This is a genomic window from Ruegeria halocynthiae, from assembly GCF_900106805.1.
GTDB lineage: Bacteria > Pseudomonadota > Alphaproteobacteria > Rhodobacterales > Rhodobacteraceae > Ruegeria > Ruegeria halocynthiae.
Window position 1 is genome coordinate 76,628 of sequence record NZ_FNNP01000001.1, and the last position, 23,615, is coordinate 100,242.

The 23,615-nt window shown below is 57.9% G+C and carries 25 protein-coding genes; 13 read left to right on the forward strand and 12 right to left on the reverse strand.

Annotated features, from left to right (window positions below; translation table 11 throughout):
• Nucleotides 1–3 precede the first annotated feature (3 nt).
• The 3 genes from BLU89_RS00385 to hrpB form a co-directional block, all read right to left on the reverse strand.
• On the reverse strand, nt 4–1,482 hold the full coding sequence (locus BLU89_RS00385) for an inorganic phosphate transporter (protein WP_074733549.1): 1,479 nt from the start codon (nt 1,480–1,482) through the stop codon (nt 4–6).
• A gap of 89 nt (nt 1,483–1,571) precedes the next feature.
• Nucleotides 1,572–2,030, reverse strand: coding sequence for an NUDIX hydrolase (locus BLU89_RS00390; RefSeq protein WP_074733551.1), 459 nt, complete (start codon nt 2,028–2,030; stop codon nt 1,572–1,574).
• A gap of 194 nt (nt 2,031–2,224) precedes the next feature.
• Entirely contained in the window at nt 2,225–4,666 is a 2,442-nt protein-coding gene (gene hrpB / locus BLU89_RS00395; RefSeq protein ID WP_074733553.1) for an ATP-dependent helicase HrpB, read from the reverse strand.
• A 114-nt stretch (nt 4,667–4,780) separates the two neighbouring features.
• Between hrpB and meaB the strand changes: the two genes are divergently transcribed.
• From meaB to BLU89_RS00420, 5 genes are all read left to right on the forward strand, one after another.
• The gene (gene meaB, locus BLU89_RS00400) at nt 4,781–5,758 is read left to right on the forward strand and encodes a methylmalonyl Co-A mutase-associated GTPase MeaB (RefSeq protein ID WP_074733555.1); all 978 of its coding nucleotides are present in this window, start codon (nt 4,781–4,783) and stop codon (nt 5,756–5,758) included.
• 172 nt (nt 5,759–5,930) lie between these two features.
• Nucleotides 5,931–7,091, forward strand: coding sequence for a Hint domain-containing protein (locus tag BLU89_RS00405; protein WP_074733557.1), 1,161 nt, complete (start codon nt 5,931–5,933; stop codon nt 7,089–7,091).
• A gap of 152 nt (nt 7,092–7,243) precedes the next feature.
• Nucleotides 7,244–7,531: a 50S ribosomal protein L28 gene (rpmB, locus tag BLU89_RS00410; protein WP_058272217.1), complete on the forward strand. Its 288-nt coding sequence runs from the start codon at nt 7,244–7,246 to the stop codon at nt 7,529–7,531.
• A gap of 366 nt (nt 7,532–7,897) precedes the next feature.
• A complete protein-coding gene (locus BLU89_RS00415) occupies nt 7,898–8,287 on the forward strand; it encodes a hypothetical protein (protein WP_245709629.1) in 390 nt (129 codons plus the stop codon).
• Between the two features lie 44 nt (nt 8,288–8,331).
• Entirely contained in the window at nt 8,332–8,796 is a 465-nt protein-coding gene (locus BLU89_RS00420; protein WP_074733561.1) for a copper chaperone PCu(A)C, read from the forward strand.
• Nucleotides 8,797–8,911: 115 nt separating this feature from the next.
• Here the strand turns inward: BLU89_RS00420 and BLU89_RS00425 are convergent, their stop codons facing one another.
• On the reverse strand, nt 8,912–9,520 hold the full coding sequence (locus BLU89_RS00425; protein WP_074733563.1) for an HdeD family acid-resistance protein: 609 nt from the start codon (nt 9,518–9,520) through the stop codon (nt 8,912–8,914).
• Between the two features lie 63 nt (nt 9,521–9,583).
• The gene (locus BLU89_RS00430) at nt 9,584–10,288 is read right to left on the reverse strand and encodes an NAD-dependent deacylase (RefSeq protein ID WP_074736246.1); all 705 of its coding nucleotides are present in this window, start codon (nt 10,286–10,288) and stop codon (nt 9,584–9,586) included.
• Between the two features lie 28 nt (nt 10,289–10,316).
• On the opposite strand from BLU89_RS00430, the gene BLU89_RS00435 reads away from it, so the two are divergent.
• Nucleotides 10,317–10,760, forward strand: a complete 444-nt coding sequence (locus BLU89_RS00435; protein WP_074733565.1) for a low molecular weight protein-tyrosine-phosphatase — start codon at nt 10,317–10,319, stop codon at nt 10,758–10,760.
• 182 nt (nt 10,761–10,942) lie between these two features.
• On the opposite strand, the gene BLU89_RS00440 is transcribed toward BLU89_RS00435, so the two are convergent.
• The 4 genes from BLU89_RS00440 to BLU89_RS00455 form a co-directional block, all read right to left on the reverse strand.
• Nucleotides 10,943–12,082, reverse strand: coding sequence for a hypothetical protein (locus BLU89_RS00440; protein ID WP_143030498.1), 1,140 nt, complete (start codon nt 12,080–12,082; stop codon nt 10,943–10,945).
• 162 nt (nt 12,083–12,244) lie between these two features.
• Nucleotides 12,245–13,186, reverse strand: coding sequence for a LysR family transcriptional regulator (locus BLU89_RS00445; RefSeq protein WP_074733568.1), 942 nt, complete (start codon nt 13,184–13,186; stop codon nt 12,245–12,247).
• Nucleotides 13,187–13,250: 64 nt separating this feature from the next.
• Nucleotides 13,251–13,559 carry a hypothetical protein gene (locus BLU89_RS00450; protein ID WP_074733570.1) on the reverse strand — a complete coding sequence of 103 codons (309 nt, stop codon included), beginning with the start codon at nt 13,557–13,559 and terminating at the stop codon, nt 13,251–13,253.
• Between the two features lie 164 nt (nt 13,560–13,723).
• A complete protein-coding gene (locus BLU89_RS00455; RefSeq protein WP_074733571.1) occupies nt 13,724–14,887 on the reverse strand; it encodes a hypothetical protein in 1,164 nt (387 codons plus the stop codon).
• 47 nt (nt 14,888–14,934) lie between these two features.
• Between BLU89_RS00455 and lepA the strand changes: the two genes are divergently transcribed.
• The 5 genes from lepA (at nt 14,935) to BLU89_RS00480 (ending at nt 19,309) form a co-directional block, all read left to right on the forward strand.
• Entirely contained in the window at nt 14,935–16,734 is a 1,800-nt protein-coding gene (lepA, locus tag BLU89_RS00460) for a translation elongation factor 4 (protein ID WP_074733573.1), read from the forward strand.
• A gap of 62 nt (nt 16,735–16,796) precedes the next feature.
• Nucleotides 16,797–17,450, forward strand: a complete 654-nt coding sequence (locus tag BLU89_RS00465) for a DUF5343 domain-containing protein (RefSeq protein WP_074736248.1) — start codon at nt 16,797–16,799, stop codon at nt 17,448–17,450.
• Nucleotides 17,443–18,039, forward strand: coding sequence for a Swt1 family HEPN domain-containing protein (locus BLU89_RS00470; protein WP_074733574.1), 597 nt, complete (start codon nt 17,443–17,445; stop codon nt 18,037–18,039). The genes BLU89_RS00465 and BLU89_RS00470 overlap by 8 nt, the downstream gene beginning before the upstream one ends.
• 371 nt (nt 18,040–18,410) lie before the next feature.
• Complete coding sequence (locus BLU89_RS00475; RefSeq protein ID WP_074733576.1) at nt 18,411–18,731, forward strand: hypothetical protein; 321 nt, start codon at nt 18,411–18,413, stop codon at nt 18,729–18,731.
• Between the two features lie 131 nt (nt 18,732–18,862).
• On the forward strand, nt 18,863–19,309 hold the full coding sequence (locus BLU89_RS00480) for a hypothetical protein (protein WP_074733577.1): 447 nt from the start codon (nt 18,863–18,865) through the stop codon (nt 19,307–19,309).
• Between the two features lie 77 nt (nt 19,310–19,386).
• Here the strand turns inward: BLU89_RS00480 and BLU89_RS00485 are convergent, their stop codons facing one another.
• From BLU89_RS00485 to BLU89_RS00495, 3 genes are all read right to left on the reverse strand, one after another.
• Nucleotides 19,387–19,824, reverse strand: coding sequence for a type II toxin-antitoxin system Phd/YefM family antitoxin (locus tag BLU89_RS00485; protein ID WP_074733579.1), 438 nt, complete (start codon nt 19,822–19,824; stop codon nt 19,387–19,389).
• A gap of 825 nt (nt 19,825–20,649) precedes the next feature.
• On the reverse strand, nt 20,650–20,787 hold the full coding sequence (locus BLU89_RS00490) for an entericidin A/B family lipoprotein (RefSeq protein WP_074736250.1): 138 nt from the start codon (nt 20,785–20,787) through the stop codon (nt 20,650–20,652).
• Nucleotides 20,788–20,887: 100 nt separating this feature from the next.
• Nucleotides 20,888–21,229, reverse strand: a complete 342-nt coding sequence (locus BLU89_RS00495) for an ArsR/SmtB family transcription factor (RefSeq protein ID WP_074733580.1) — start codon at nt 21,227–21,229, stop codon at nt 20,888–20,890.
• A gap of 306 nt (nt 21,230–21,535) precedes the next feature.
• Between BLU89_RS00495 and BLU89_RS00500 the strand changes: the two genes are divergently transcribed.
• Nucleotides 21,536–22,168 carry an ATP-dependent Clp protease proteolytic subunit gene (locus BLU89_RS00500; protein WP_074733582.1) on the forward strand — a complete coding sequence of 211 codons (633 nt, stop codon included), beginning with the start codon at nt 21,536–21,538 and terminating at the stop codon, nt 22,166–22,168.
• Nucleotides 22,169–22,303: 135 nt separating this feature from the next.
• On the forward strand, nt 22,304–23,569 hold the full coding sequence (clpX, locus tag BLU89_RS00505; RefSeq protein WP_074733583.1) for an ATP-dependent Clp protease ATP-binding subunit ClpX: 1,266 nt from the start codon (nt 22,304–22,306) through the stop codon (nt 23,567–23,569).
• Nucleotides 23,570–23,615 lie beyond the last annotated feature (46 nt).

Below are 23,615 nucleotides of genomic sequence, written 5' to 3' on the forward strand. Positions count from 1 at the left end.
TAATCAGCCGAACGCGTTCAAAACCCAGAAGATGGCCGCTGACATCACCGCTGCCGCCGGAACCGTGATCACCCAGGCTGCGACGATGGTCATGAAATGCGAACGCCGTACCAGCTTGCGCCGCCGGCGCTCCTCGCGCGCCAGCCGCAGATCGGCAGGGCGTTGACGGTTCGAGTATTTCCACCGCCGCTCAGCGTGCCATTCCCGGTAGAACCCGACACCAAAAACGGCACCCACCGCGATGTGGGTTGAACTCACCGGCAAACCCAACCAGCTGGCTACGATCACCGTGATGGCCGCCGACAGCGCCACGCAGAACGCCCGCATCGGGTTCAGCTTGGTGATCTGGCTGCCCACCATACGGATCAGTTTGGGTCCGAACAGGAACAGGCCAAACGAGATGCCAAACGCCCCGATCACCATGACCCATGTCGGGATCGATACTTTCGAGGCAACATCGCCGAACTCCGCCGCATGTACGATCGCGGCCAAAGGACCTACCGCATTGGCCACGTCATTGGCCCCATGTGCAAAGCTCAGGAACGCTGCCGAGATCACCAGCGGCAATCCGAACAGCGTTTTCAGCGACCGCGTGCGGTTCTCCAACCCTTCGGACTTGCGCCGAACCCACGGCACGGTTGCCGCCCAAACCAGACCGCCCGAGGTCAGTCCGATCAACAGCGCGAATTCCAAATCGATCTTCACAATCCGCTTCAGGCCCTTGACCGACAGATAGGTGGCAAATGCACCGGCCATCACCGCAACCAGAATGGGCACCCAACGCCGCGCGGCTGCAATCTTGTCGTCCTGATACTGGATTCTGTGCTTGATCAGCGCCAGAAATCCTGCCGCGATCACACCACCCAGCACGGGCGAAATCACCCAGCTGGCGGCAATCGCGCTCATCGTGCCCCAGTTCACTGCGCCTAGGCCCGCCGCCGCGATGCCCGCGCCCATCACACCGCCCACAACCGAATGTGTGGTCGATACCGGAGCCCCGACCCATGTGGCCAGATTGACCCACAACGCCGATGAGATCAGCGCCGCCATCATCGCCCAGATGAACACGTTGCCGTTCTGGACCGACGCCGGGTCGATGATCCCTTTCGAAATCGTCGAGACCACATCGCCCCCTGCCAGCAAAGCCCCCGCGCTTTCAGCGATGGCGGCGATCAGGATGGCGCCGCCCATGGTCAGCGCTTTTGCACCCACCGCCGGACCCATATTGTTGGCCACGTCATTGGCGCCGATATTGATCGCCATATAGGCCCCGAATGCGGCCGCTGCGACCACGATCAACCCGCCATCGGCCCGTCCGAACAGAATGGCCGCGGCCAGTCCCGCCAGCGCGATAAAGGCAAACGCAATTCCGGGCGCCAGCAACGGGCGCGTCACATGGGCATTGGCATATTCAACGCGCGAGATGCGATGAAGGTCGCTGTCCAGCGCGTGCCAACGGGCTTTGGGGGGTAGATCTGACATCAGTTCTCAGGCGCCGTATTGTTTGACGCCCGCCGCTACCCTTTTCCACAGGAAGCGGCAACCTTTGTCATAAGAATTTTACATAATTGTTACATCTGCAGCAGCAGATCACGCAATTCAGGCTCTTGTACCCGTTCTGCGGCCACTTTGGGTGACACCCAGCAGCGCGTGCGCTGATCAGCCTCGGGATACTCGTCGGCCAGATCGCTCACCTCAATGTGGTATACGCTGGTTACAACCTGCTGTGCAGACCCGTCGTCCAGCTTCTTGTCATAAGAGTAGTGGCCAACCGGTTCTTTCGGCACACCAGCGGCCCGCACTCCGGCCTCTTCCCAGGCCTCCTGCAGCGCGCTTTCAGGTCCGTTGAGCCCATCGATGGGCCAGCCTTTGGGAATAATCCAGCGCCCGGTCCCGCGACTGGTGATCAATAATACATCGTCGCCCGGGCCCGTCTTACGGGTGCACAGAGCCGCCACCTGCACCCGTCTGGGGCGCTGGAACAGCGGTCGCGCGACCTCTTCCCAAATGTTGCGTATCCACTTTGTCATGTTCAACCTGCTCGAAAAATCTTTTTTTAGTTGGAAGATGTTACATAATCATGAATTACAGAGTTAACAATACACCCGCCAAATAACCGGCGAAAATGGCTGGATTTCATCGAAAATTGTTGGTTTTCGCGGCAAACAGGGCGCTTTGTGCCATGGTCGTCAGTCAGAATACAACCGGCCAATGGGGGCCGGGTTCAACTTTTGCGGCGTTTTGCGCGCAAGGTTGGGTCGGCCAGCGTCGGGTCCTCGGGCCAGGGATGTTTGGGATATTGCGCGCGCATATCCTTGCGCACATCGGCATAAGATCCGGCCCAGAAGCCCGGCAGATCGCGGGTGATCTGGATCGGGCGCTGGGCGGGTGACAGCAGGGTGATCTTCAAAGGCTCACCGCCAACGACCGGATGTCGCGTCACGCCAAAAAGCTCCTGCAGGCGGACAGAGATTTCAGGCGCCGCCCCGCCATATTCAATCGGTACCTTGCGGCCCAACGGCGTTACGAACGCCCCCGGAGCGCGCCGGTCCAGCTCCTGTGTTGCGCTCCAGTCCAGCCGGGCACGCAGGGCGGGCAGCAGATCGAACCGTTTCCAGTCTTCGCCAGAGCGCACTTTGGTCAGCATCGGAAGCAGCCAGTCCTCAAGCGTTTGCATCAGCCCCGGTTCCGAGAAGTCCGGCAGATCAGCCCCTTCGGCCCGCACCAGTTCAACCCGAGAGGCCAGTCGCGCGGCTGCCCCGTCCAGGCGCAGACCCAGATCGCGCACCCCATCCAGCATGGCCCGTGCCACAGTGTCCTCGGGCGCGTCTTTCCAGATACGGTCATCCAGCGTGATGGCGCCGAACCGCTCTTGCTGCCGGGCCACAACCCGGCGCTCGCGTTTCGACCAGGCACAGCTGTTGACCCATTCGATCTGATCACCGAACCGATCGCGAATATCGCGTTCCGAGATTTCCGCCGCCATGCGCACCCGAGCTTCGCGCGGGTTTCCGTCGGTATCGGTCACCACCAGATAGGGGGCCGCTGCCAGCGTATCGGCGTTTTCCAGCACCACACCTTTTCCGCCCGACAGCACATAGCGCGGTACATCGCCCTTGCGTCGTTGCCCGATCCGGTCGGGATAGGCCAGTGCTGCCATCGCGGCCGGGCTCAGCTCGTTATGATGCTTTGACTGCGCGCGCAGTCGTTTGGTCTCGACCTTGATCCGATCCAACGTGGCTATGTTTACCGGCCAGACCCGGTTGCGCTGAAACGCGCGCGTATCCCGCAGCGCTTCAAGCCGCAGCGACAGATCGACCGGAGCCCCCTTCAGCGGGTCCCGTTCCGCCATCAGCGCCGCCAATGGTGCAGCGTCAGGTCCGGCCTGCACCAGCATATGCCCCAGACGCGGATGCAACGGCAGCGCCGCCAGAGCCCGCCCGTGTTTGGTGATCCGCCCTTTGCCATCCAGCGCACCCAGCATCGTCAGCAGGGCGCGCGCACCGGCCAATGCGCCCTCGGGCGGAGGTGTCAGGAACGACAGATCCCCCGGCTCGGCCCCCCACAACGCCAGCTCCAGCGCCATCCCGGTCAGGTCGGCGGCTTCGATCTCGGCAGGTGGATAGGCGGCCAATGCACCCTCTTCGCCCTTGGCCCACAGCCGGTAGCAGACACCTTCCGCTACTCGACCCGCACGACCCGCGCGTTGCGTGGCCTCGGCCCGCGTCACCCTATCGGTCACCAGCCGCGACATGCCTGACCCCGGATCGAACCGCGCCCGCCGGGCTTGCCCCATGTCCACCACCACACGAATGTCGGGGATAGTCAGCGAGGTCTCGGCAATTGAGGTCGCCAAAACCACCTTGCGCCCTTGTTTGACTGGCGCAATCGCTGCGCGTTGGGTGGCGAAGGGCAGGGCGCCAAACAGGGGCCGCACCGTGCAATCGGCAGGCAGGCGTTTGGCCAACGCGGTCTCGGTGCGTCTGATTTCCCCCTCGCCGGGTAGAAACACCAACATACCGCCTTTTGTCTCCCGTTCGGCCTGAACCACCAGATCGATCAGCGCATCCAACCGCCGTGTCTGAGCACCCAGCGGTCGGTCCAGCCAGCGCGTCTCAACCGGATAGCTGCGCCCTTCCGAGGTGACCACCGGCGCGCCCATCAGTCGCCCCACCGGATCGGCATCCAGCGTCGCCGACATTGCCAGCAGGACCAGATCGTCGCGCAGTGCGCCGGTTACCTCAAGGCACAGCGCTAGCCCCAGATCGGCGTTCAGAGATCGTTCATGGAATTCATCGAAAATTACCCCGCCTACGCCTGGGAGATCAGGCTCGGATTGCAGCACTCGGGTCAGGATCCCCTCGGTCACGACCTCGATCCGCGTGGTCTTTGACACTTTCACGTCACCGCGTACGCGGTAGCCGATGGTTTGGCCCACCACCTCGCCCAGCGTTTCAGCCATGCGTTCGGCGGCTGCCCGCGCCGCCAGTCGGCGCGGCTCCAGCATCACGATACGGCCTTGGCACAGCCCGGCCTGCAGTATTGCCAGCGGCACCCGAGTCGTCTTGCCCGCACCCGGAGGCGCCTGCAGCACCGCCCGGCCATGGGCTTTCAGGGCCTGCAGCAGTTCAGGAAGGGCGTCGTCTATGGGCAGGCGTATTGTCATCAGAGCTTTATCCGCGAAGCGCAGGCTGAGGTCCAGTTCCCCGATGCAGCTTGGCTCTGGACAAAACCCCCATGAGGGCGGCAAGTAGTCGTGCCGCAGAGGATTGGTTTCGGAATGCAGACAGACAGCCTTGCTGACAGGATATTGAACGGAGACCGCCGGGCACTGGCCCGCGCCATCACGTTGGTTGAAAGCGGTCGCGCCGATCACCGCGTGCAGGCGACGGCCTTGCTGGACGAGTTGGCAGGTGCCGGACGTCAAGCCTTGCGGATTGGTCTGTCGGGCACGCCTGGCGTAGGCAAATCCACATTCATCGAGAGCTTTGGCATGATGCTGACGGGGCAGGGCCTGCGCGTGGCGGTTCTGGCGGTCGATCCCAGTTCGGCGCGTTCGGGGGGGTCGATTCTGGGTGACAAGACCCGGATGGAACGCCTCAGCCGCGACAAGAACGCCTTTATCCGCCCCTCTCCCAGCCAAAGCCATCTGGGCGGCGTTGCCCGCCGCACCCGCGAGGCGATTGCCTTGTGCGAGGCTGCCGGGTTTGACGTGGTGCTGATCGAAACCGTCGGCGTCGGCCAGTCCGAAACCGTGGTGGCCGAAATGTCAGACCTGTTCCTGTTGCTTCTGGCCCCGGCAGGCGGGGATGAATTGCAAGGCGTCAAGCGCGGCATCATGGAAATGGCCGACATGATCCTGATCAACAAGGCGGATGGTGATCTGAAGGCGACCGCCACGCGCACCTGCGCCGATTACGCGGGCGCACTACGCCTTCTGCGCAAACGCCCGCAGGACCCCGAGGGCTTTCCCAAAGCCATGACCGTCTCGGCTGTTGAAGAGCACGGGCTGGAACAAGCCTGGGACGAGATGCAGGCCCTCACTGCCTGGCGGCGCGAGGCCGGGCACTGGGTGACGAACCGGGCCACGCAGGCGCAATACTGGTTCGAACAAGAGGTCCGGCACGCCTTGCTGGCCCGTCTGTCAACGCCCCGGATGCGCGGCAGAATGGGTGAGCTTGGTGCACAGGTCAGCGCGGGGAAGCTCAGCCCCACTGCAGCTGCCGAGCAGATGCTTTCCGGGCTTTCCGACCAATAACAACCTGGTCGGTTGGTCAGGGCGCGGCTGGTGACAGCATATCCGATGGTGTGTATTATATGCACCTATTGCTATGATTATGTGGTGAGTTGCTGAGTTTGAAGTTGGGTGGTGCAGAGTACGATATACTCTGATTTTTGACCGAATGGCCTGATGATGGGACGCTTCTAGAATGCCCAATATCAACGGAACCAACGGCGACGACAATATCGATGTCACAAATGACAACGGTACGTTGAATGGCACGCCGCAGGGAACTCCGATTAATAATGTCCGGGGACGCGGTGGCGATGACGATATCACCATCACAGACAGTACGATTGCCAACAACGTTCTGGGTAACGCAGGCACGGACACGATCACTGTTACCAACAGCACGATCGGCGGGCGCCTTGCCAGCGGGTCCGATGCCGATACGGTCGATATCAGCGGTTCAACTGTGGGCAATATCAGGCTTGGTGGTGGTGATGACACACTGAACTTCATCAGCACTTCGGTATCAGGTGACATTCGCGGTGGCAGCGGAACCGACACTCTGAACCTGCCCGTTGGCACTGTGATCACCGACGATACATTTGGGGTGATCACGGTTGAAGACGGGGTCGGATATTCGATCTCAAGCGGCACGTTCACTCTGCCGTCCGGAACGACTGTCACGTATTCGGCGTTTGAGAACGGCTCTGGTATGCCCTGTTTCACGCGCGATACGTTGATCTTGGCGCAGCAAGGGCCGATTGCGATCCAGTCGCTGCGTACCGGAGATCTGATCCCCACACTTGGACATGGCTTGCACCCAATACGCTGGATTGGGAAACGCGAATTTGATCGAAAGGCGTTGGTGGACAATCCCCGGCTCTGGCCTGTCCGCATCTCTGCCGGGGCGCTGGGGGGCGGGTTGCCTGAACGTGATCTGCTGGTCTCACGCCAGCACCGGATGCTGGTGCAGTCCAGAATCGCCCAGCGGATGTTCGGCGCGACCGAGGTTCTGATCCCGGCCATCAAACTCACTGCAATGCCGGGCATCTATGTTGATGAAAGTGTCGAGAGCGTTGAGTATTTTCACCTCCTGTTCGATCAACATCAGGTAATCTTTGCCGAGGAAGCCCCCACCGAAAGCCTTTATACCGGTCCCGAAGCGCTGAAATCCCTCAGCGCCGCATCGCGCCGCGAAATATTCGAGATTTTTCCCGAACTGACCGATCTCGACTACTGTGTCGATCCGGCCCGTCCGATCCCGCGCGGACGACTGCAGGCGCAGCTGATCACCCGGCATTTAAAGAATAACAAACCCCTGTTGCAGTCGGTCCCGAGCTGCGCGACAAATGAATTCTGAAAGGGTGCAAAGATTTCGCCGCACCCATCTTGACCCTTCGCGTGATTCCCACTAAACGCATCCAACCAGTTTTCGGGCGCGACTTCGGGTTGTGCCCCTTGTGATTTGGCCGAGGGCGATATGCCTGGCCTCCAGAAACAAAGGAAGAAACCATGTCGCGCCGTTGCGAACTGACCGGAAAAGGCCCGATGACTGGCAACAATGTCAGCCACGCCAAAAACAGAACTCGTCGTCGTTTTCTGCCCAACCTGAACGACGTTACCCTGCAGTCCGAAACTCTGGGTCGTGGCGTCAAGCTGCGCATCTCGGCGGCTGCCCTGCGCTCGGTCGATCACCGCGGTGGTCTGGACGCGTTCCTGGCGAAAGCCAAGGACGATGAGCTGTCCAACAACGCGCTGAAAGTGAAGAAAGAAATCGCCAAGGCACAAGCTTCGGCCTAATCCTTTCTTACGCTCGAAATTCCGGCCCTGTACCTTGCGGTGCAGGGCTTTTTTTGTACCTGATACGCAGGCATTTCCCCAGATTGTTTTCAGTTCGAATATTAATTCGTATTTTTCGTGACATTGTTCACATACAGATTGAAAAACTCCACATATGTTTGTGCTTATTTCATTGAGGAGATGGACCTCATGCCATTAAAATTAAAGAGTTTTCTGTTCCTGTTGCCCGCTTCGATCGCAGCCGTTCTGATACGTTGCACCCGGATGCAGCGCCGGGTGAATCGCTTACATACCGGAATGAATGCGGGGGCGGTCAAGTCGCCCAGATCCTGATGCGGGCATACTGTCTCAGGCCTGCCTTTCCGCTTGAAGCAGGCCGGAGGCCGGGCGTATATCCGGCTTGTTATGATAGGTGTTTTCCGCAACCTTCTGCCTTTCGCGCTCTCTCTGCTGGTGGTTCTCACCGGGCAGGGTGTGGCCGAATCGCGAGGGGTTGATCAGGCGGTCGGCCAAATGGTGCTGTGTACCGGCACTGGCCCTGTCGTTGTGTATATGGACGAGGACGGTCAGCCGACGCGCGCACCGCACTATTGCCCTGATTATGCGCTGAATCTGCTGGGAGCGGTTCATCAGGCACAGACTGATGTGCCTCCGGCTCCGCCGCGGGTGCTGCCCGAGCTGCCGCGCCGCGTCGACAACCAGATAGCGGCCCCATTGCCGAAGAGACCCGCGCGCGCGCCCCCTGCGTTGACCTGATCCAACCCCTAATACAATCCGACAGAATTCACAGGAGAGGCGCAATGACCCTCAAATCCACTCTGCTTGCAACTTTGACTACGCTTTCTTTGGCTTCGGGCGCTTGGGCTGCCGATGTCATCGTTGTTGACGATGCATATGCGCGGTCCTCTGGCAAATCTGCCAAGGCCGGTGCAGCCTTTATGATGATCGAGAACCACAGTGACACGGATGACCGGCTGATTGGCGTGACCTCGGATGCGGCGGGCCGCGTCGAGTTGCACACCCACAAGATTGATGAAAACGGCGTGGCAAAGATGGTGCATGTCGAGGAAGGCTTTGCCATCCCTGCAGGCGATACCCGCATGCTCAAGCGTGGTGGCGATCACGTCATGTTCATGGGCCTCAAAGCTCCGTTCGAACAGGGCGCAATGGTTCCGGTAACGCTGATCTTCGAACAGGCCGGTGAGGTCGAGATCGAAGTCCCCGTCGATCTTGAGCGTAAGGACGCGGGCGGGCATTCGAACTAAGGCCAGTTTTCGGGCCGCCCACAACGCGCCCCGATCGGAGAACCGCGAGCAAACCGCAAGTTAGTCGCGCAGCCTTCAATCACGCATCAGGCCGGGCAATGCCCGGCCTTTTGCATCAGCGGTTGATGACCCGCATATCCAACCGGTCCCCCGCCCGTTTGAACCGGGCGGCCAGAAAGAACATCGCGACCGCCGAGGTCAATGCGAAGAATGCGATTGCCCAGCCCAGCGCCACCATTCCGCTGCCGGGCCAGAAGATCAGGATCAAGCCGATGATCAGGGCGAAGATGCCCGAGTTGCGCACTGTCGCACGCTCGGGGTCTTGCGGGTGCATCTGAGGCAGCGCCATGAATGAGCCGATGGCCACAAACAGCGCCATTGCCCCCATCAGCGTAAAGGCCAGCCAGGCGACGCCCTGCGGCCAGATCAGCAGCACCAGCCCGATGATCGCAGCGCCGATCCCGAAGCCGCCCATCACTCCGCGCCGCCCAAAGCCCAGCCATGTCAGCGCCCCGTCCAATATCAGCAGCACACCCACCAGCCGCAGCAGGAGTGAGATGCTGCCGGTCGGCCAGAACAGCGCCGCGATGCCGACCAGCCCGGCCAGCACCCCGCGCAGCAAAAAGGTCCACCACAGGCTGGCTAGATTGGTGCTCAGCGTGTCACGGGCATTGACGGTCTCGTCGTCGAGGATTTCACCTTGTCGGGGGGGCTGATCGGTCATCGGATTCTCGCGGGTAGTTGGGTTTTCAACAGCATAGACGAGGTTTCCACCCGATGTCTTCCCCTATCGGCTGCCGGCTTTGGCCAACACCGCGTCTACCCAGCGGGGCACTGCTTCGGACGCAGGACCCAGGTATGTCTCGTCAAACTCCGACGCCCCGGCGGATGGCTCCAGGTTCAGCTCAACCGTCCGCGCGCCTACGGCCTGCGCCTGCTGCACAAAACCCGCGGCCGGATAGACCTGACCCGAGGTGCCGATTGAGGCAAACAGCGCTGCGCCCGCCAAATGGTCAAAAATCTCATCCATAAAGTATGGCATCTCGCCAAACCAGACGACATCAGGCCGGGCCGAAGGTTGATGACAGGCAGGGCAGGGCTCGCGCACCTTCATCTCGGGCGGCGAGGTCCAGCGGTGTTCGCAAGCGCCACATAGGGCGCCTGCCAACGTCCCGTGCATGTGGATGACATGCCTCGCACCTCCGGCTTCGTGCAGGCCATCGACGTTCTGAGTGACGATGATCACCTCACCGGGCCAGTCCTTCTGCAACCGGGCCAGCGCCTGATGGGCGGCGTTGGGCTGCGCCTTGGCGGCTTGCACCCGGCGCGCGTTATAAAACCTGTGCACCAGCGCCGGGTTGCGGGCAAAGCCCTCGGGCGTGGCCACATCCTCGATCCGGTGCTGCGCCCAAAGTTCCCCTTCGTCGCGAAACGTGCCCAGCCCGCTTTCGGCCGAAATCCCGGCCCCGGTCAGAATGACGATCTTTTCCATACCCGCCTCTCGCGCTACACCCGTTCCCATGACACACCGTATCCTTTTCGTCTGCCTGGGCAATATCTGCCGTTCGCCAGCTGCCGAGGGCGCCTTTCGCGCCCGCGCGCCGCATCACACAACCGACAGCGCCGGAACCTCGGGCTGGCATATCGGAGACCCGCCCTATGGCCCGATGCAAAAGGCCGCCCGCGCCCGCGACATCGACCTCAGCGACCTGCGGGCGCGCCAGTTTGTGGCCGAGGATTTTGACCGGTTTGATCTGATTATTGGGATGGATGCCGAGAATATCACTAATATCGAAAACCTGCGCCCCGATGGAGCAGAGACCCCGGTTCGTCTGCTGACCGATTTCGCACCCCATACCGGGGCCGATCACGTCCCAGACCCGTACTACACCCGTGATTTCGACGGAGCGCTGGACTTAATTGAAGAATCGGTGAAGGGGCTTGAGGCGCGTCTTCGCACATAAGTTCAATAACCAAATTCACTCAAATTCAGAAATTGAACAAGGATCAACGACCTTAGCGGGGTTAAGCGCCTTAGTCTGGCACAACCGCATATGTTTACAATTAGGTTCAAAATAATGCGGACTCATTTGGGCTGTGGGCGGCACCGTTGAGCGAATACAAAGTGTTAAAGTGGTTCAAGGATCTACTTCTCAACCGTGTATGCTGGATGCCAAGCGGGGATATGCCAGTCATAACCGCGCTGAAGACATAGCCCTTCTTGATGATAATAAGAAAGCCCAACCGAGACCGACCTGGAAAGATCGTCGGTCGGTCGGCTTAAATCCCGATCTAAGTGGCTCGGGCGTGTAAATGGAGGAAGGTCCAGCTTTTGCTCCAAGGCAGTGAGGAGATTTAAAATGGTGTTGCTAGCAAAGCCGTGATGACCTTCATCCTCCTCTTTCTGCGGATACGAGAGCGAGTGGTATTGATAAAATCCGGTATTCCATCTTTGCAATACCGCTTCGAACGCATCTCGGAGCGTTGTTTCTCCTCGCTCCTTTTGCATCTTCAGTTCCCAGTCCAGAACTTCCCAAGAGATCATTCCAACTATAAAGTGCCACGCGGTTAAACGATCGCATTCCGGTTGTTCCAAAATCCAGAAAGCTGCTTCTAAGCGGTCGCTCACATATTCTTCGAATTCGGTTGCAATATCATTCCAGAGCTTGATATCAGGGTGTTCTAATGATCTGAGGAAAGGCAGCCATCCGTTCGCTAAAAGGTGCTGTGCGGAATTGCTTCCTCCGACCCGTTGGAGCCAGTCCGAAGACGCTTTTGCTTTAACCCCGATCGATGCTTTTCTTTGCTCTAGAACAGCCCCCAAATTTGCAAAAGACTTAACTATCGCGATCCCTTTGAGCCATTTAGATCTTTCAGATATTTTACTTTCTCTCTCAAAGTGACTTCCAAACATCTTGAGTTGATAAAGCGAGCGAATTTCGTCATCAGTCAACGGAGATAACTTACTCGTCTTGGCCGGCCCCGAGCTCCATTTCTCTGGCAATATAGTGTGAAGCATATTTCTAATCAGATCACCGAGCGTCGAGATATCGTTGATGATGCTCTCGTCGTTTTGCAGGTCACGCCAGGCGAAGAAATTTGATGCCAAATGCACGGCAATAATTTGCTCGACACTGTACTTATCCCGGTCCGCTTGGGCGCTTAGGCTTGCGATGTCATCATCAAGAGAAGCCCACAGCACGGGGCTACTCATTGTATAAGCCAAGAACTCTAACATCCCTGATCGATCTTCAGGGGGGAGTGAAGGTCTTATTTCAGAATTCATGAGGCCCGTGCTTCTCCGAAGCGCTCTGCACTTTGCTTCTGATTTAGAGCGTTTTCGCTTAACAATGAAAGGTACCGATGCAAGTCCGAAGACTATGCCGAGTATCAATAAAATAGCCATCCAGCTTACAAAATTACCTTTCTCAGTTCGAAGAGCTTCAATTCACCCCATCACCTTCAACTGCCCACTTAGCCACGGCACCTGCGCGACCGCTGGATCAACGATCTGGCTCTGCATCAGCCGGCGGATCATGTCTGCAATCTCCTGCGGCACCTGATCCGACCAGTCGTTGCGTGTAAAAAGTGAGATTGTACGCGCGAATTCTCCAAATGGGGCCGGGTGCGCCTCCATTCCGTCATGGAACCTCGCTGCGCGCATATAGCCCAGCGGCGTGGTGATCGCCCATCCGAGACCCCGCGCAACCATCGCCATCAACGCGAGGTGGGAGCCGATTTCGAACCGTTCCTCGAACTCCAATTGCTGCCGGGCCAGGTGGCCCTCGATCTGACGGCTGATCAACTGCTCGCGCGCATAGCGTAGAAACGGAAGATGCTGTATGGGCTGTTCGGCCCCTTTGGGCGCAACCAGAATGAACGGATCCTGCACCAGAGGGTATTCGACCACGCCCTCCAGCACTTCGCCGGTATGGGCTGAGACGGCCATGTGCAGCCGCTGTGCCGCCAACGCTTCGAACAGATCAAGGCTCGACAGGGTGATCAGCTTGAACTTCGACCGGGTCAGACTGTCGGCCAGCAACGTGGCCAGCCGGGGCGTTAGGTCATTGTCAAAATCGTCGATCAACCCGATGGACAGGGTGGTCAGATGGCCCAGATCCATCACCGCCAGTTCGCTCTGTGCCAACTGCAACTCGGCCAACGCCGCCTCGGCCCGCGCCAGAAAGCTGCGCCCGGCCTGCGTTAGCCGCATTGGCCGCCGCCCGTGATCCACCAGTTCGGTGCCCAAAGCCTTTTCCAGATTGCGCAACTGCTGGCTCACCGAGGGCTGGCTGAGCCCGGTGATCTCGGCGGCCTGCGCCACCGATCCCGTCCGTGCCAGTGCCTCGAACACTTCAAGGCCCCGCAGGGTCAGCCCTTTCATTACCATGCAACATACCTTTCGCTGCGCCTTTCTGGGGCGCAGCGTGCATCAGGTCAAGGATTGACAGGGGTTAGCTACAGATCGCCTGCGCCATCTGGCCAAAGTTCTGATACCGATCCCACAGCGCATCATCGCGCGAAGTCTGCGACATCTTCAACTCCTGCGCCTGATGGGGGTCAGTGAACCATTTGGCCACGGTCTTCTGATCGCTGCGCGTCAGCGCCTGATTGGCCACCCGTTGAATGCAACTGCACCGATCCCGCGTCGCCGCCGACCGGTCCGACGCCATACACGCCCGTTTGATCTGCGCCGCGTCCGCAACCGGAGCCACCGCCGTCAGCGATGCCGCACAAAATGCGATAAGGAGGAACTGTTTCATACTCGAGCCTCGTTTTTTGCCTGCCCGGACGGGTCTGTTGCCCCTCTCGGTCTGCGCGGCAGTATGAATCAAACTGGATTCGGGATCAATTGGGTGGTTCGAAAAAGTGAATACACGAGTCGGAAACATCCCACCCCGTAGGCCGGGCTTCAGCCCGGCACTGGCTACGATAGAAACGGTAGCCACCGCTCTATTGCTTCAATCAAAGCCTCAATTTTCTCTGGATACTTGGCAGCATATCCAGCCCCGGTCGCAGGAATACCCCACTTGATCAAAGTATCGACGGCAAGATCACCTTTGCTTGCGCACCACTTGAGAAAGCTGGCCAGTCCGGTTTTGAGCTTAGCTACGATTGCCTCAATCCGCTCACGCTCTGGATATTCCGCTTCTAATGCGGTCGAGAGTTCTTCTTCTGCTTCCCAAATTAATGCAGTCGCACCGGACAAACGCTTGTCGTCAATGCTTTCAGGAGGGTAGTTCCCCCCAATACCATGGCGGGCAGAGGTTCGAGTGTTCAAACTTTCTTTGAGGTCAGCATGTGCGACTTCGACGTCACGCCGTGATTGAATGCGTTCTATTTCGGATGCAACGGCCTTGGGTCCCATATTCCAAATCTCTTCGCGAATATTGGCTATCCGTTTTTCGAGTTCCGCATCAGCGATGTCGCCTAATAGATGGCTTTCATACCACGGACGCCAATAGCTCCACTCCTTCCGCCCGTCGTCGAACAAGAAGCCAAACAGTTTTTGGAATCTTATGGACCGTTTGTCTTTTCTGTCGCTGAGCGGATTTGACATCAGGCCTTGCGTATTGCCGCTGTGTGAAAGATTGGCCAGTTCAGCGTCTAAATCAGCAATGAATTGCTTCTGCAACGATGCTCCTAGGCTATGCCCAGCGTAAAACGTGTTTTCGGGGCTCGCAGGATACCAGTCGTCTGCTTCTTTGGAGAAAGGGACATAAGATTGACCGGGGCCGTATCTGAAGCTTATCGCGATGCCGGTTCGAGGGCGCGAGAGATTGGTTAGGTTTACGCCCAGGTTATGGTGGAACTGAAAGTTACCGGCCATCAACCAGAGTTTTGTACCCTGCTTGTCCACTAGAGTAGTGATTGTACTTCGATGATTGCCGTACTGTTTGGCCAATAGAGCGGCGCGAAAGCACTGAAGGAGATAGAACTCCCTTTGTTGTTGCGAAAACTGATTAAGTTGGACTGGGTAGGAAAGGCTTCTAAGTATGATGCGCGCGAGAGCGGCGAGGTGCACCTTCGTTTCTCTGCGGCGTGAAAGTTCATTCACGAACTTCTCGATTTTCTCGCTTGCTCCATCCATCTAATCCACCTTGACCAACCCACGATTCCTCTACATATCCCCAACCCATGACAGACCTCGCTCACATCCGCAATTTCTCCATCGTCGCGCATATCGACCATGGCAAATCCACCCTTGCTGACCGGCTCATCCAAGAGACCGGGACAGTCAAGGATCGCGACATGAAGGAACAGCTGCTCGACAGCATGGATATCGAGCGGGAACGCGGCATCACCATCAAGGCCAACACTGTCCGCATCGACTATACCGCCGATAATGGTGAGGCATATGTGCTGAACCTGATCGACACCCCCGGCCACGTGGACTTTGCCTATGAGGTCAGCCGGTCGATGCGCGCGGTCGAAGGCTCACTGCTGGTTGTGGACTCGACCCAAGGGGTCGAGGCCCAGACGCTGGCGAATGTGTATCAGGCCATCGACGCCGATCATGACATCGTGCCCGTGCTGAACAAGATCGACCTGCCCGCGTCCGATTGTGACCGCGTGGCCGAACAGATCGAGGATGTGATCGGCATCGACGCGTCTGAGGCGATTCAGGTCAGCGCCAAGACCGGGCAGGGCATTCACGAGACGCTGGAATCCATCGTCACCCATCTGCCCGCGCCCCAAGGTACCCTCGACGCGCCGCTCAAGGCGATGCTGGTGGATTCATGGTACGACGCCTATCTCGGCGTCATCGTTCTGGTCCGCATCATGGACGGCACGCTGAAAAAGGGGATGCGGGTCAAGTTCATGTCGAACAACACCCTGCACCATGTTGACCGCGTTGGTGTATTCCGCCCCGAGATGGAGATGGTGGACAGCCTTGGCCCCGGTGAGATCGGCTTTCTGACGGCCTCGATCAAACAGGTCCGCGACACCCGTGTCGGTGATACCATCACCAATGACCGCAACGGCACCGAAATCGCGCTGGACGGCTTCAAGCCCGCGCAGCCGGTGGTGTTCTGTGGCTTCTTCCCTGTCGACAGTTCCGAATTCGAAGACCTGCGCGATGCGATCGACAAACTGGCCCTGAACGACGCCAGCTTCAGCTTTGAAATGGAAACATCCGCAGCGCTGGGCTTTGGCTTCCGCTGCGGCTTCCTCGGGCTTTTGCACCTTGAGGTCATCCGCGACCGCATCGAACGCGAATATGATATCGAGCTCATCACCACCGCGCCGTCGGTGATCTATCACGTCTATATGAAAGACGGCGAGATGATCGAGCTGCACAACCCCGCCGACATGCCCGACCCGTCCAAGGTCGACCATATTGAGGAGCCGCGCATCAAGGCGACCATTCTGGTGCCGGATGAATTCCTCGGCGACGTGCTGAAACTGTGCCAGGACCGCCGTGGCATCCAGATGGACCTGACCTATGCGGGCAGCCGCGCCATGGTCGTCTATGACCTGCCGCTGAACGAGGTCGTCTTTGACTTCTACGACCGCCTGAAATCGGTGACCAAGGGCTATGCCTCGTTTGATTATCAGATGACCGGCTATACCGAGGACGCGCTGGTCAAGATGTCGGTGCTGGTGAATGACGAGCCGGTTGATGCGCTGTCGACCATGGTTCACCGCGACCGGGCCGAGATGCGGGGCCGGGCGATGTGCGAAAAGCTCAAGGACCTAATCCCGCGCCACATGTTCAAAATCCCGATCCAGGCCGCCATCGGAGGCAAGGTCATCGCGCGCGAGACCCTCTCGGCGCTGCGCAAGGACGTGACTGCAAAATGCTACGGAGGCGACGCCACGCGGAAACGCAAATTGCTGGACAAGCAGAAGGCGGGGAAAAAGAAGATGCGTCAGTTCGGGAAGGTCGATATCCCGCAGGAGGCATTCATCTCGGCGTTGAAGATGGATAGTTGAGGCTTCTTGCATAAGTGGAGCGTATTAGTAAGGTTGTCCAAAATTGATTGGAGACCTTTGCTTTGGCTACACTTCCTTACCTCACTTCCCCAGGGGGGCTTGCAAAAGCGTTCAACGCGATTCAATCAGCGGCGACGCCTCCCAAAGTATCCGGTGATTTTGTCAAAACCGTATTAGGTATTCGCGGCGGCAGCGGCGACAACATGACGACGTTTCTGAAGCGCATAGGTTTCGCTTCAAGTGATGGATTGCCCACTGAAATCTACAGGAAGTTTCGAAACCAACAAACATCGGGTGCAGCCGTTGCTGAAGCGATGCGGAGTGCATATTCGGAGATCTTTCGTAGGAACGAATTTGCCAACCTGTTGTCAGACGAAGAACTGAAAGGACATATTGTTGAAATAACAGGAAGTGCGGCTGACGCGAGAAACGTAACTTTAACACTTTCGACGTTCAACAACATGAAAGAGTTTGCTGACTTTTCTGCCCAGGAAGCGGTGGATCAGCTTGCTGGTGATGACGGTAATTCAGTTGAATCCGTAAGAGATCAGATAAGAGAAAGTTTGCCAGAACCGCAAAACAAACAGAGATCAGAAACGGTTGGTTTAAACATAGGCTATACGATCAATCTAAATCTGCCGGCCACCAGTGATATCGCTGTTTTTAATGCGATTTTTAAGTCCCTTAAAGAACACCTTTTGACTGAAGATGGTTAAGAAAGCGGAAATTGACATTCTCCTCCGTGCGTTCGGAGTGAGCGGTGTTCAAGCAGTGTCAGAAGTCGAAGAAGTTGAAGAGACCTTTGATGTAGAAGTTCTTCCTCGAAAACGGTCAGAAAAAAAACGTAAGCTCGCGGGATACGACCAATTTGAAGCTGAGGTTCGCCACCAGTCCTCAGAAATGTCTCAGTACTACGAGATATTTTATTGTCTGGAAGTTTCTATTCGTCAGTTGGTGGAAAACACTCTTTCAGAATCTGAAGGCGCAATGTGGTGGAACTCAGGAAGAGTTCCTGAAGGTTTCAGAACCGAGGTTTCAAATCTCAAGAAGAAGGATGAAGATAGTGGGATCACGCCAAGATCAGAAAATGCTCTGGATTATCTGACTTTTGGTCAACTTGGGCAGCTGATTACATCCAACTTTGATTTGTTTGGTGCATCGCTTTCTTCAAAAAGTGCGGTTTCAAGGATCATGAACCAGCTTAATATGTTGCGTAACCCAATTGCTCATTGTTGTCCTTTGGCTGAAGACGAAAAGGAACGTCTGGAACTAACGGTTCGCGATTGGTTTAGACTGAGGTCGTGAACAGGCCCTTCTAGTAGTTGAGCAATTGGGTGCCAAGCTTTATTATTCCACGCGCCCGGCGGCACCGCCGACCCGCCCCCATGGGGCGGCGCGTTTGCGCCTCCCCTCGGGCCGGCGCTGCCCTTAGTTCTGTTGAACAACTGTAGGGCGGGCTTCAGCCCGCCATTCACCTGATCCAAACTCAACGCGCGTGGATCGGGTGGGTTTGGTGGCGGGCTGAAGCCCGCCCTACGGGGATGGAATGGTGGGTTGAAAACCCACCCTACGTAGGATGGGTTTTTAACCCGTCATCCCACTGTGACCCACCTCACAGCCCCAACCGCACCCTCCTGCTACACTTGACCCAACGGAACCCTCGGCAGGAGGCGCAGATGTCCACATCCATGATCCCCCTTATCGCCCTCGGGTCGGCGGGTCTCTATTCTGTGGCCATGATCGCGATGAAGTTCTGGTGGAAGCTCCCCGGCGTGGGCCTTGGCCTGCTGATCGTCGCGACCCTGCTGGCCGGGGCGACGCTGGAACTCGCCGCGCTGCGCGACGAACGGCTGGGCATCATCTATACCGGCATTCTGGGGGCCGAGGTTGTTCTGATCGCCATCGCCTCGTTCTTTCTATTCGGCGAGAACTTCTCGTATCGCGAGGCGGCTGGCATTGGCCTCGTCATCCTCGGCACCGCGCTTGCCTGGGCGTAAGGCGAACATTAAGCGATTGTGAACTTTCCCTTAGGTAACTTGTAAGCCGCGCACCTCCTCCCAATCTCTTATCCCACAGCAACGATGTTCGTTTTTGAACTCTAAAGGGTCGCATACGGGAGGATATTCCAATGACCAGATACATGACTGCCGGCGCAGCCGCTCTGGCCACCGGCCTCACCCTCGGGACCGCCGCAATGGCCGATACGCCGGACCTGCGCGGCACATGGTTGGGGACCTATACGACCGTGCAGCCCAGCCATTTCTACAAGGGTGATCAGCCCCGCTTTAATCAGGCCGAATGGATGCTCGACGTCCAGATGCAGGAAGACAATGTTTTCTGGGGCCCCAGCAAATGGCGCCGCGAGGGTGATACCGAATGGAACGAATACGAGGTCACCGGAGCCATCAGCCGCGATGGATCAGGTTCGATTGGCATTGTTGAGACATCCCCGCTGGTGATCGGCGCGAATGCGTTGATCGATGCGCGGTACGAGGACGGCAAGATATTTGCCGATTTCCGTAGCCTGCGGAACGGAACGACCTATAGCACCGTTCTGGAACGTCAGGTGAACTGAAGCGTCTCCGGCCCGGGCAGGGATGTTAAGGGGGTACGATTGTCGCTGAATTTGTGACTGCGGCAAGGAGTAGTAGGTTACCCCGCTCGGGTCGGAGCGCTTCTCATGAATAATCGTCTCCAAACGGAGGCGACGGGCCGGGCGGCGATCTCACCGCCCGCGACAGGGTCCAGACCCCCGCGTTTCAGGATGCGGCGTTCCTCGGCACGGGTCATCTGGATCTCGCGGACCTTCAGCGCGGCGTCGCGCGCGGTGCCATAGGTGCCGTCCGGCCCAGGTTCCATTCCGGGAATGCCCTGTCCCTTCGACCACCACCCGCGCAGCCCGCTGAGCGGGTGTTTGCGTCCGATCTGATCGTCATTGTGCAGATCCCAGATCCGTTCTGCCTCGGCCATCGAAACCAGCGCGGCCAGCGGTTTGCCATAGCGGGTCAGCACGATCACCTGACGGGGGTCTTGCGAGAGGGTGACCAGCTCACCCAAGCGATCGCGGGCCTGGGAAATGGAACAGCGCATCAGCGAATCTCCGGTTATGCGATTCGTAAGATCTCGGGTCCGAGTGTCATACGATCCGGACAATGCACCCCTAACACAGCGTGCGCGGCCTTTGCGGGTGCAGAAACCGGGCGGATTTCAGCCTGCGATCGAGGTTTGAACTTTTCTTCTTTCAAGCCTGCGGGATGCCGCGAAAACTCGGGTTATCCACATTGCTCTCCCGGTGGATATCAACAGCTTATCCCCGTCAAATTTTCATGCTGCAGTGCTATTTTCTTGCCGGATGAGGGCGCTGATGCAAAAGTTCTTTCACTGCTTCGGTTCTTAGGAACAGGGGCGGTACGCAAAGGCCAAGGGGGTCGCGGCGACGAAGGCAGATTTTAGGATTTGTACTTGGTTGCAATGGCTTACCGGTGGTGGATCAGGTGGCTTGGGCTTCGGTCCGAGGCAGATGATCAACCTCTCAGAAGGTCTGAGCGGGCTGCGACGCGACATAGCGCGTGTGGCAGTCGTCCGGTTCCTTCGGGGGCCGGGCAACTGGATTGAAACGTCCCTCGGGCGGATCGGACCGGCAAGGCGTCAGGAGTGTCCGCAAGGATGCATGCAAAGACCGCGTCTGAGCACCTGACGCCTTTTCCTTTTGAGAACACTAGGCTCATACAGGCTACCACGCACCACCCTCCGGACCAGAACGGGGTTCTTTCGCTTGCGCAAAAGAACCCCGTCTAAGTGTCAGAAATGCAATGCCGCGTCTATGCACCTGTACGTCAACATTACGCGTGCCGGGTGCATGAGGCAACTATATATTGCGGGTGGGCGCTGCGCAGCCGCAATATCCCGTTACATTCAGATATTTTCCTGAACGTCCTCAGCAGCACCCTGGATGGCGTCGCCTGCGTTTTCGATGTCTTTGCCGGCGCCCTTTGCAGTTTCGCAGGCGGTCAGAGTGAACAGGGCCAGGCCAATCAGAATTGTGCGGATCATCGTTTGCTCCATAAGTACTTGTTTCAAATTGACTAGCAGCTTTCACAGGGCAGAGCTACAGGTTTTGCGCGACCCATGTATTCAGGATCGAAGGTAACAATCAGCTTTGGTCCTGGGCGCAGAAAAGTTCGTAAACAACTTCCAGTATTCGGGCGGGCCGATCATCGGCCAGCCTGTAGTAGATCGCTTTGCCCTCGCGGCGGGGAACAACCAACCCTTCAAGCCTGAGGCGCGACAGTTGCTGCGATACGGCGGCCTGGCGCGCCGACAGCAACCGCTCCAGCTCGGTCACGGATTTCTCGCCAGAGACGAGGTGACACAGGATCATCAGGCGCCCTTCGTGGCTGATGGCCTTGAGGAAGTTCGAGGCCCGTGTTGCGTTTTCGACCATTCGGTCAAGTTCGCCAGGAGACATATCCCCGGTCATTTGCGGAAAAGCCATGATCTTACACCCTCGTTACTGTCGCCGAATCCCGAATTAGCCTGAAGCCATCTTGAAGCGGGAGCCCTTCGTACAATTTTCATGCATGTATTTCCATATGCATGGATCAAAATAGCGTGATGCGACGGCCATGAACCGCGCAATCTGATTTTCGCACCGCCTCAGAGGACACAATCGACCGGCGCGGGTCGTTTGAAAGTACAGGATCGCGCGGCCCCCCTTGCAGCCCCCCAGTGGCGGCACTAAGACTCGGGTAACTACTCTTCGGGTAATGTCCCGATCCATTGCAAAACAGGCAGGTTCCGAATGTTCGATCCAGTTGATACATATATGAACACTCTCGTCCCCATGGTCGTCGAGCAGACCAGCCGGGGCGAGCGCGCATATGATATTTTCTCGCGCCTTCTGAAAGAGCGGATCATTTTCATCAACGGCCCGATCCACGACGGGATGAGCCATCTGGTTGTGGCCCAGTTGCTGCACCTTGAGGCGGACAATCCGAACAAGGAAATCTCGATCTACATCAACTCGCCGGGTGGCGTGGTCACCAGCGGTTTGTCGATTTACGATACAATGCAGTATATCAAGCCGAAATGTTCCACATTGGTGATCGGTCAGGCGGCCTCGATGGGGTCGGTTCTGCTGGCCGGAGGCGAGAAGGGGATGCGTTTCTCGCTGCCCAACAGCCGGATCATGGTTCACCAGCCCAGCGGCGGGTATCAGGGTCAGGCCAGCGACATCATGATTCATGCGGCCGAGACGCAAAAACTCAAGGATCGCCTGTATGACATCTATGTACGTCATACCGGACAGACCAAAAAAGCGGTTGAAAAGGCGCTGGATCGTGACAATTTCATGAGCCCGGAAGAAGCCAAGGAATGGGGTCACATCGACGAGATCGTCGAGAACCGCGCCAAGATGGATGGCGACGAGGCCTAGGTTCAAATCCTCGCGCGTCAGGCGTGGGGATCGATTTTGAGATTGTAGCTGCCAGGGTGCTGGCCTAAGCTGCAGGCATATACGGCAAGCGCGGTCCTAAGAGGGGCCGCTGAGACGGAGCCCGAGGGGTAAAGCATGGCGACGAATTCAGGCGGTGACGGCAAGAACACGCTCTACTGCAGCTTTTGCGGCAAAAGCCAGCATGAGGTGCGTAAGCTGATCGCAGGCCCGACCGTGTTCATCTGCGACGAATGTGTCGAACTCTGCATGGACATCATCCGTGAAGAGACCAAGGCCAGCGGTCTGAAATCCTCGGATGGGGTGCCAACACCCAAGGATATCTGCGAGGTTTTGGACGATTACGTGATCGGCCAGGCCACCGCCAAGCGGGTCCTGTCAGTTGCGGTGCACAACCACTACAAGCGTTTGAACCACGCCCAGAAAGCGGGCAGTGATATTGAGCTGGCGAAGTCCAACATCCTGCTGATCGGCCCCACCGGTTGCGGCAAGACCTTGTTGGCGCAAACGCTGGCGCGAATTCTTGATGTGCCGTTCACGATGGCGGATGCGACCACGCTGACCGAAGCCGGTTACGTGGGCGAGGATGTGGAAAACATCATCCTCAAGCTGCTGCAGTCCAGTGAATACAATGTCGAGCGTGCGCAGCGCGGCATCGTCTATATTGATGAGGTCGACAAGATTACGCGTAAGTCTGAAAACCCCTCGATCACGCGCGATGTATCGGGTGAGGGTGTGCAGCAGGCTCTGCTGAAGCTGATGGAAGGCACTGTGGCCAGCGTTCCGCCGCAAGGTGGGCGCAAGCATCCGCAGCAGGAATTCCTGCAGGTCGATACGACCAACATTCTGTTCATCTGTGGCGGCGCATTCGCAGGTCTCGACAAGATTATCGCACAGCGCGGCAAGGGCTCGGCGATGGGCTTTGGGGCTGATGTGCGGGGTAATGACGAGCGTGGCGTCGGCGAGATATTTCAGGAACTGGAACCAGAAGATCTTCTGAAATTCGGCCTGATCCCAGAGTTTGTTGGCCGCCTGCCGGTTCTGGCAACGCTCGAAGATTTGGACGAAGACGCGCTGGTCACCATTCTGACCAGCCCCAAGAACGCTTTGGTCAAGCAGTATCAGCGCCTGTTCGAACTGGAAGATGCTGAGCTTGCCTTTACCGAGGATGCGCTGAAAGCGATCGCCAAGAAAGCCATCGAACGTAAGACCGGTGCACGCGGGCTGCGTTCGATTCTGGAAGACATCCTGCTGGATACGATGTTCGAACTGCCGGGTATGAAGAATGTGACCGAAGTTGTGGTCAACGAAGAGGCCGTGCTTTCGGATTCTCAGCCGCTGATCATATATGCGGACGCGGCGGAATCGGCTTCGGCCGGGTAAGCCGCATTGTTTGATGCACACACGGCGCGGCATTGTCCGCGCCGTT

What these genes read in the sequence shown, in the direction of transcription:
- BLU89_RS00385 (WP_074733549.1), bottom strand. Translation starts at nt 1,482, where the DNA reads ATGTCAGATCTACCCCCCAAAGCCCGTTGGCACGCGCTGGACAGCGAC.
- BLU89_RS00390 (WP_074733551.1), bottom strand. Translation starts at nt 2,030, where the DNA reads ATGACAAAGTGGATACGCAACATTTGGGAAGAGGTCGCGCGACCGCTG.
- hrpB (WP_074733553.1), bottom strand. Translation starts at nt 4,666, where the DNA reads ATGACAATACGCCTGCCCATAGACGACGCCCTTCCTGAACTGCTGCAG.
- meaB (WP_074733555.1), top strand. Translation starts at nt 4,781, where the DNA reads ATGCAGACAGACAGCCTTGCTGACAGGATATTGAACGGAGACCGCCGG.
- BLU89_RS00405 (WP_074733557.1), top strand. Translation starts at nt 5,931, where the DNA reads ATGCCCAATATCAACGGAACCAACGGCGACGACAATATCGATGTCACA.
- rpmB (WP_058272217.1), top strand. Translation starts at nt 7,244, where the DNA reads ATGTCGCGCCGTTGCGAACTGACCGGAAAAGGCCCGATGACTGGCAAC.
- BLU89_RS00420 (WP_074733561.1), top strand. Translation starts at nt 8,332, where the DNA reads ATGACCCTCAAATCCACTCTGCTTGCAACTTTGACTACGCTTTCTTTG.
- BLU89_RS00425 (WP_074733563.1), bottom strand. Translation starts at nt 9,520, where the DNA reads ATGACCGATCAGCCCCCCCGACAAGGTGAAATCCTCGACGACGAGACC.
- BLU89_RS00430 (WP_074736246.1), bottom strand. Translation starts at nt 10,288, where the DNA reads ATGGAAAAGATCGTCATTCTGACCGGGGCCGGGATTTCGGCCGAAAGC.
- BLU89_RS00435 (WP_074733565.1), top strand. Translation starts at nt 10,317, where the DNA reads ATGACACACCGTATCCTTTTCGTCTGCCTGGGCAATATCTGCCGTTCG.
- BLU89_RS00440 (WP_143030498.1), bottom strand. Translation starts at nt 12,082, where the DNA reads ATGAATTCTGAAATAAGACCTTCACTCCCCCCTGAAGATCGATCAGGG.
- BLU89_RS00445 (WP_074733568.1), bottom strand. Translation starts at nt 13,186, where the DNA reads ATGGTAATGAAAGGGCTGACCCTGCGGGGCCTTGAAGTGTTCGAGGCA.
- BLU89_RS00450 (WP_074733570.1), bottom strand. Translation starts at nt 13,559, where the DNA reads ATGAAACAGTTCCTCCTTATCGCATTTTGTGCGGCATCGCTGACGGCG.
- BLU89_RS00455 (WP_074733571.1), bottom strand. Translation starts at nt 14,887, where the DNA reads ATGGATGGAGCAAGCGAGAAAATCGAGAAGTTCGTGAATGAACTTTCA.
- lepA (WP_074733573.1), top strand. Translation starts at nt 14,935, where the DNA reads ATGACAGACCTCGCTCACATCCGCAATTTCTCCATCGTCGCGCATATC.
- BLU89_RS00470 (WP_074733574.1), top strand. Translation starts at nt 17,443, where the DNA reads ATGGTTAAGAAAGCGGAAATTGACATTCTCCTCCGTGCGTTCGGAGTG.
- BLU89_RS00475 (WP_074733576.1), top strand. Translation starts at nt 18,411, where the DNA reads ATGTCCACATCCATGATCCCCCTTATCGCCCTCGGGTCGGCGGGTCTC.
- BLU89_RS00480 (WP_074733577.1), top strand. Translation starts at nt 18,863, where the DNA reads ATGACCAGATACATGACTGCCGGCGCAGCCGCTCTGGCCACCGGCCTC.
- BLU89_RS00485 (WP_074733579.1), bottom strand. Translation starts at nt 19,824, where the DNA reads ATGCGCTGTTCCATTTCCCAGGCCCGCGATCGCTTGGGTGAGCTGGTC.
- BLU89_RS00490 (WP_074736250.1), bottom strand. Translation starts at nt 20,787, where the DNA reads ATGATCCGCACAATTCTGATTGGCCTGGCCCTGTTCACTCTGACCGCC.
- BLU89_RS00495 (WP_074733580.1), bottom strand. Translation starts at nt 21,229, where the DNA reads ATGGCTTTTCCGCAAATGACCGGGGATATGTCTCCTGGCGAACTTGAC.
- BLU89_RS00500 (WP_074733582.1), top strand. Translation starts at nt 21,536, where the DNA reads ATGTTCGATCCAGTTGATACATATATGAACACTCTCGTCCCCATGGTC.
- clpX (WP_074733583.1), top strand. Translation starts at nt 22,304, where the DNA reads ATGGCGACGAATTCAGGCGGTGACGGCAAGAACACGCTCTACTGCAGC.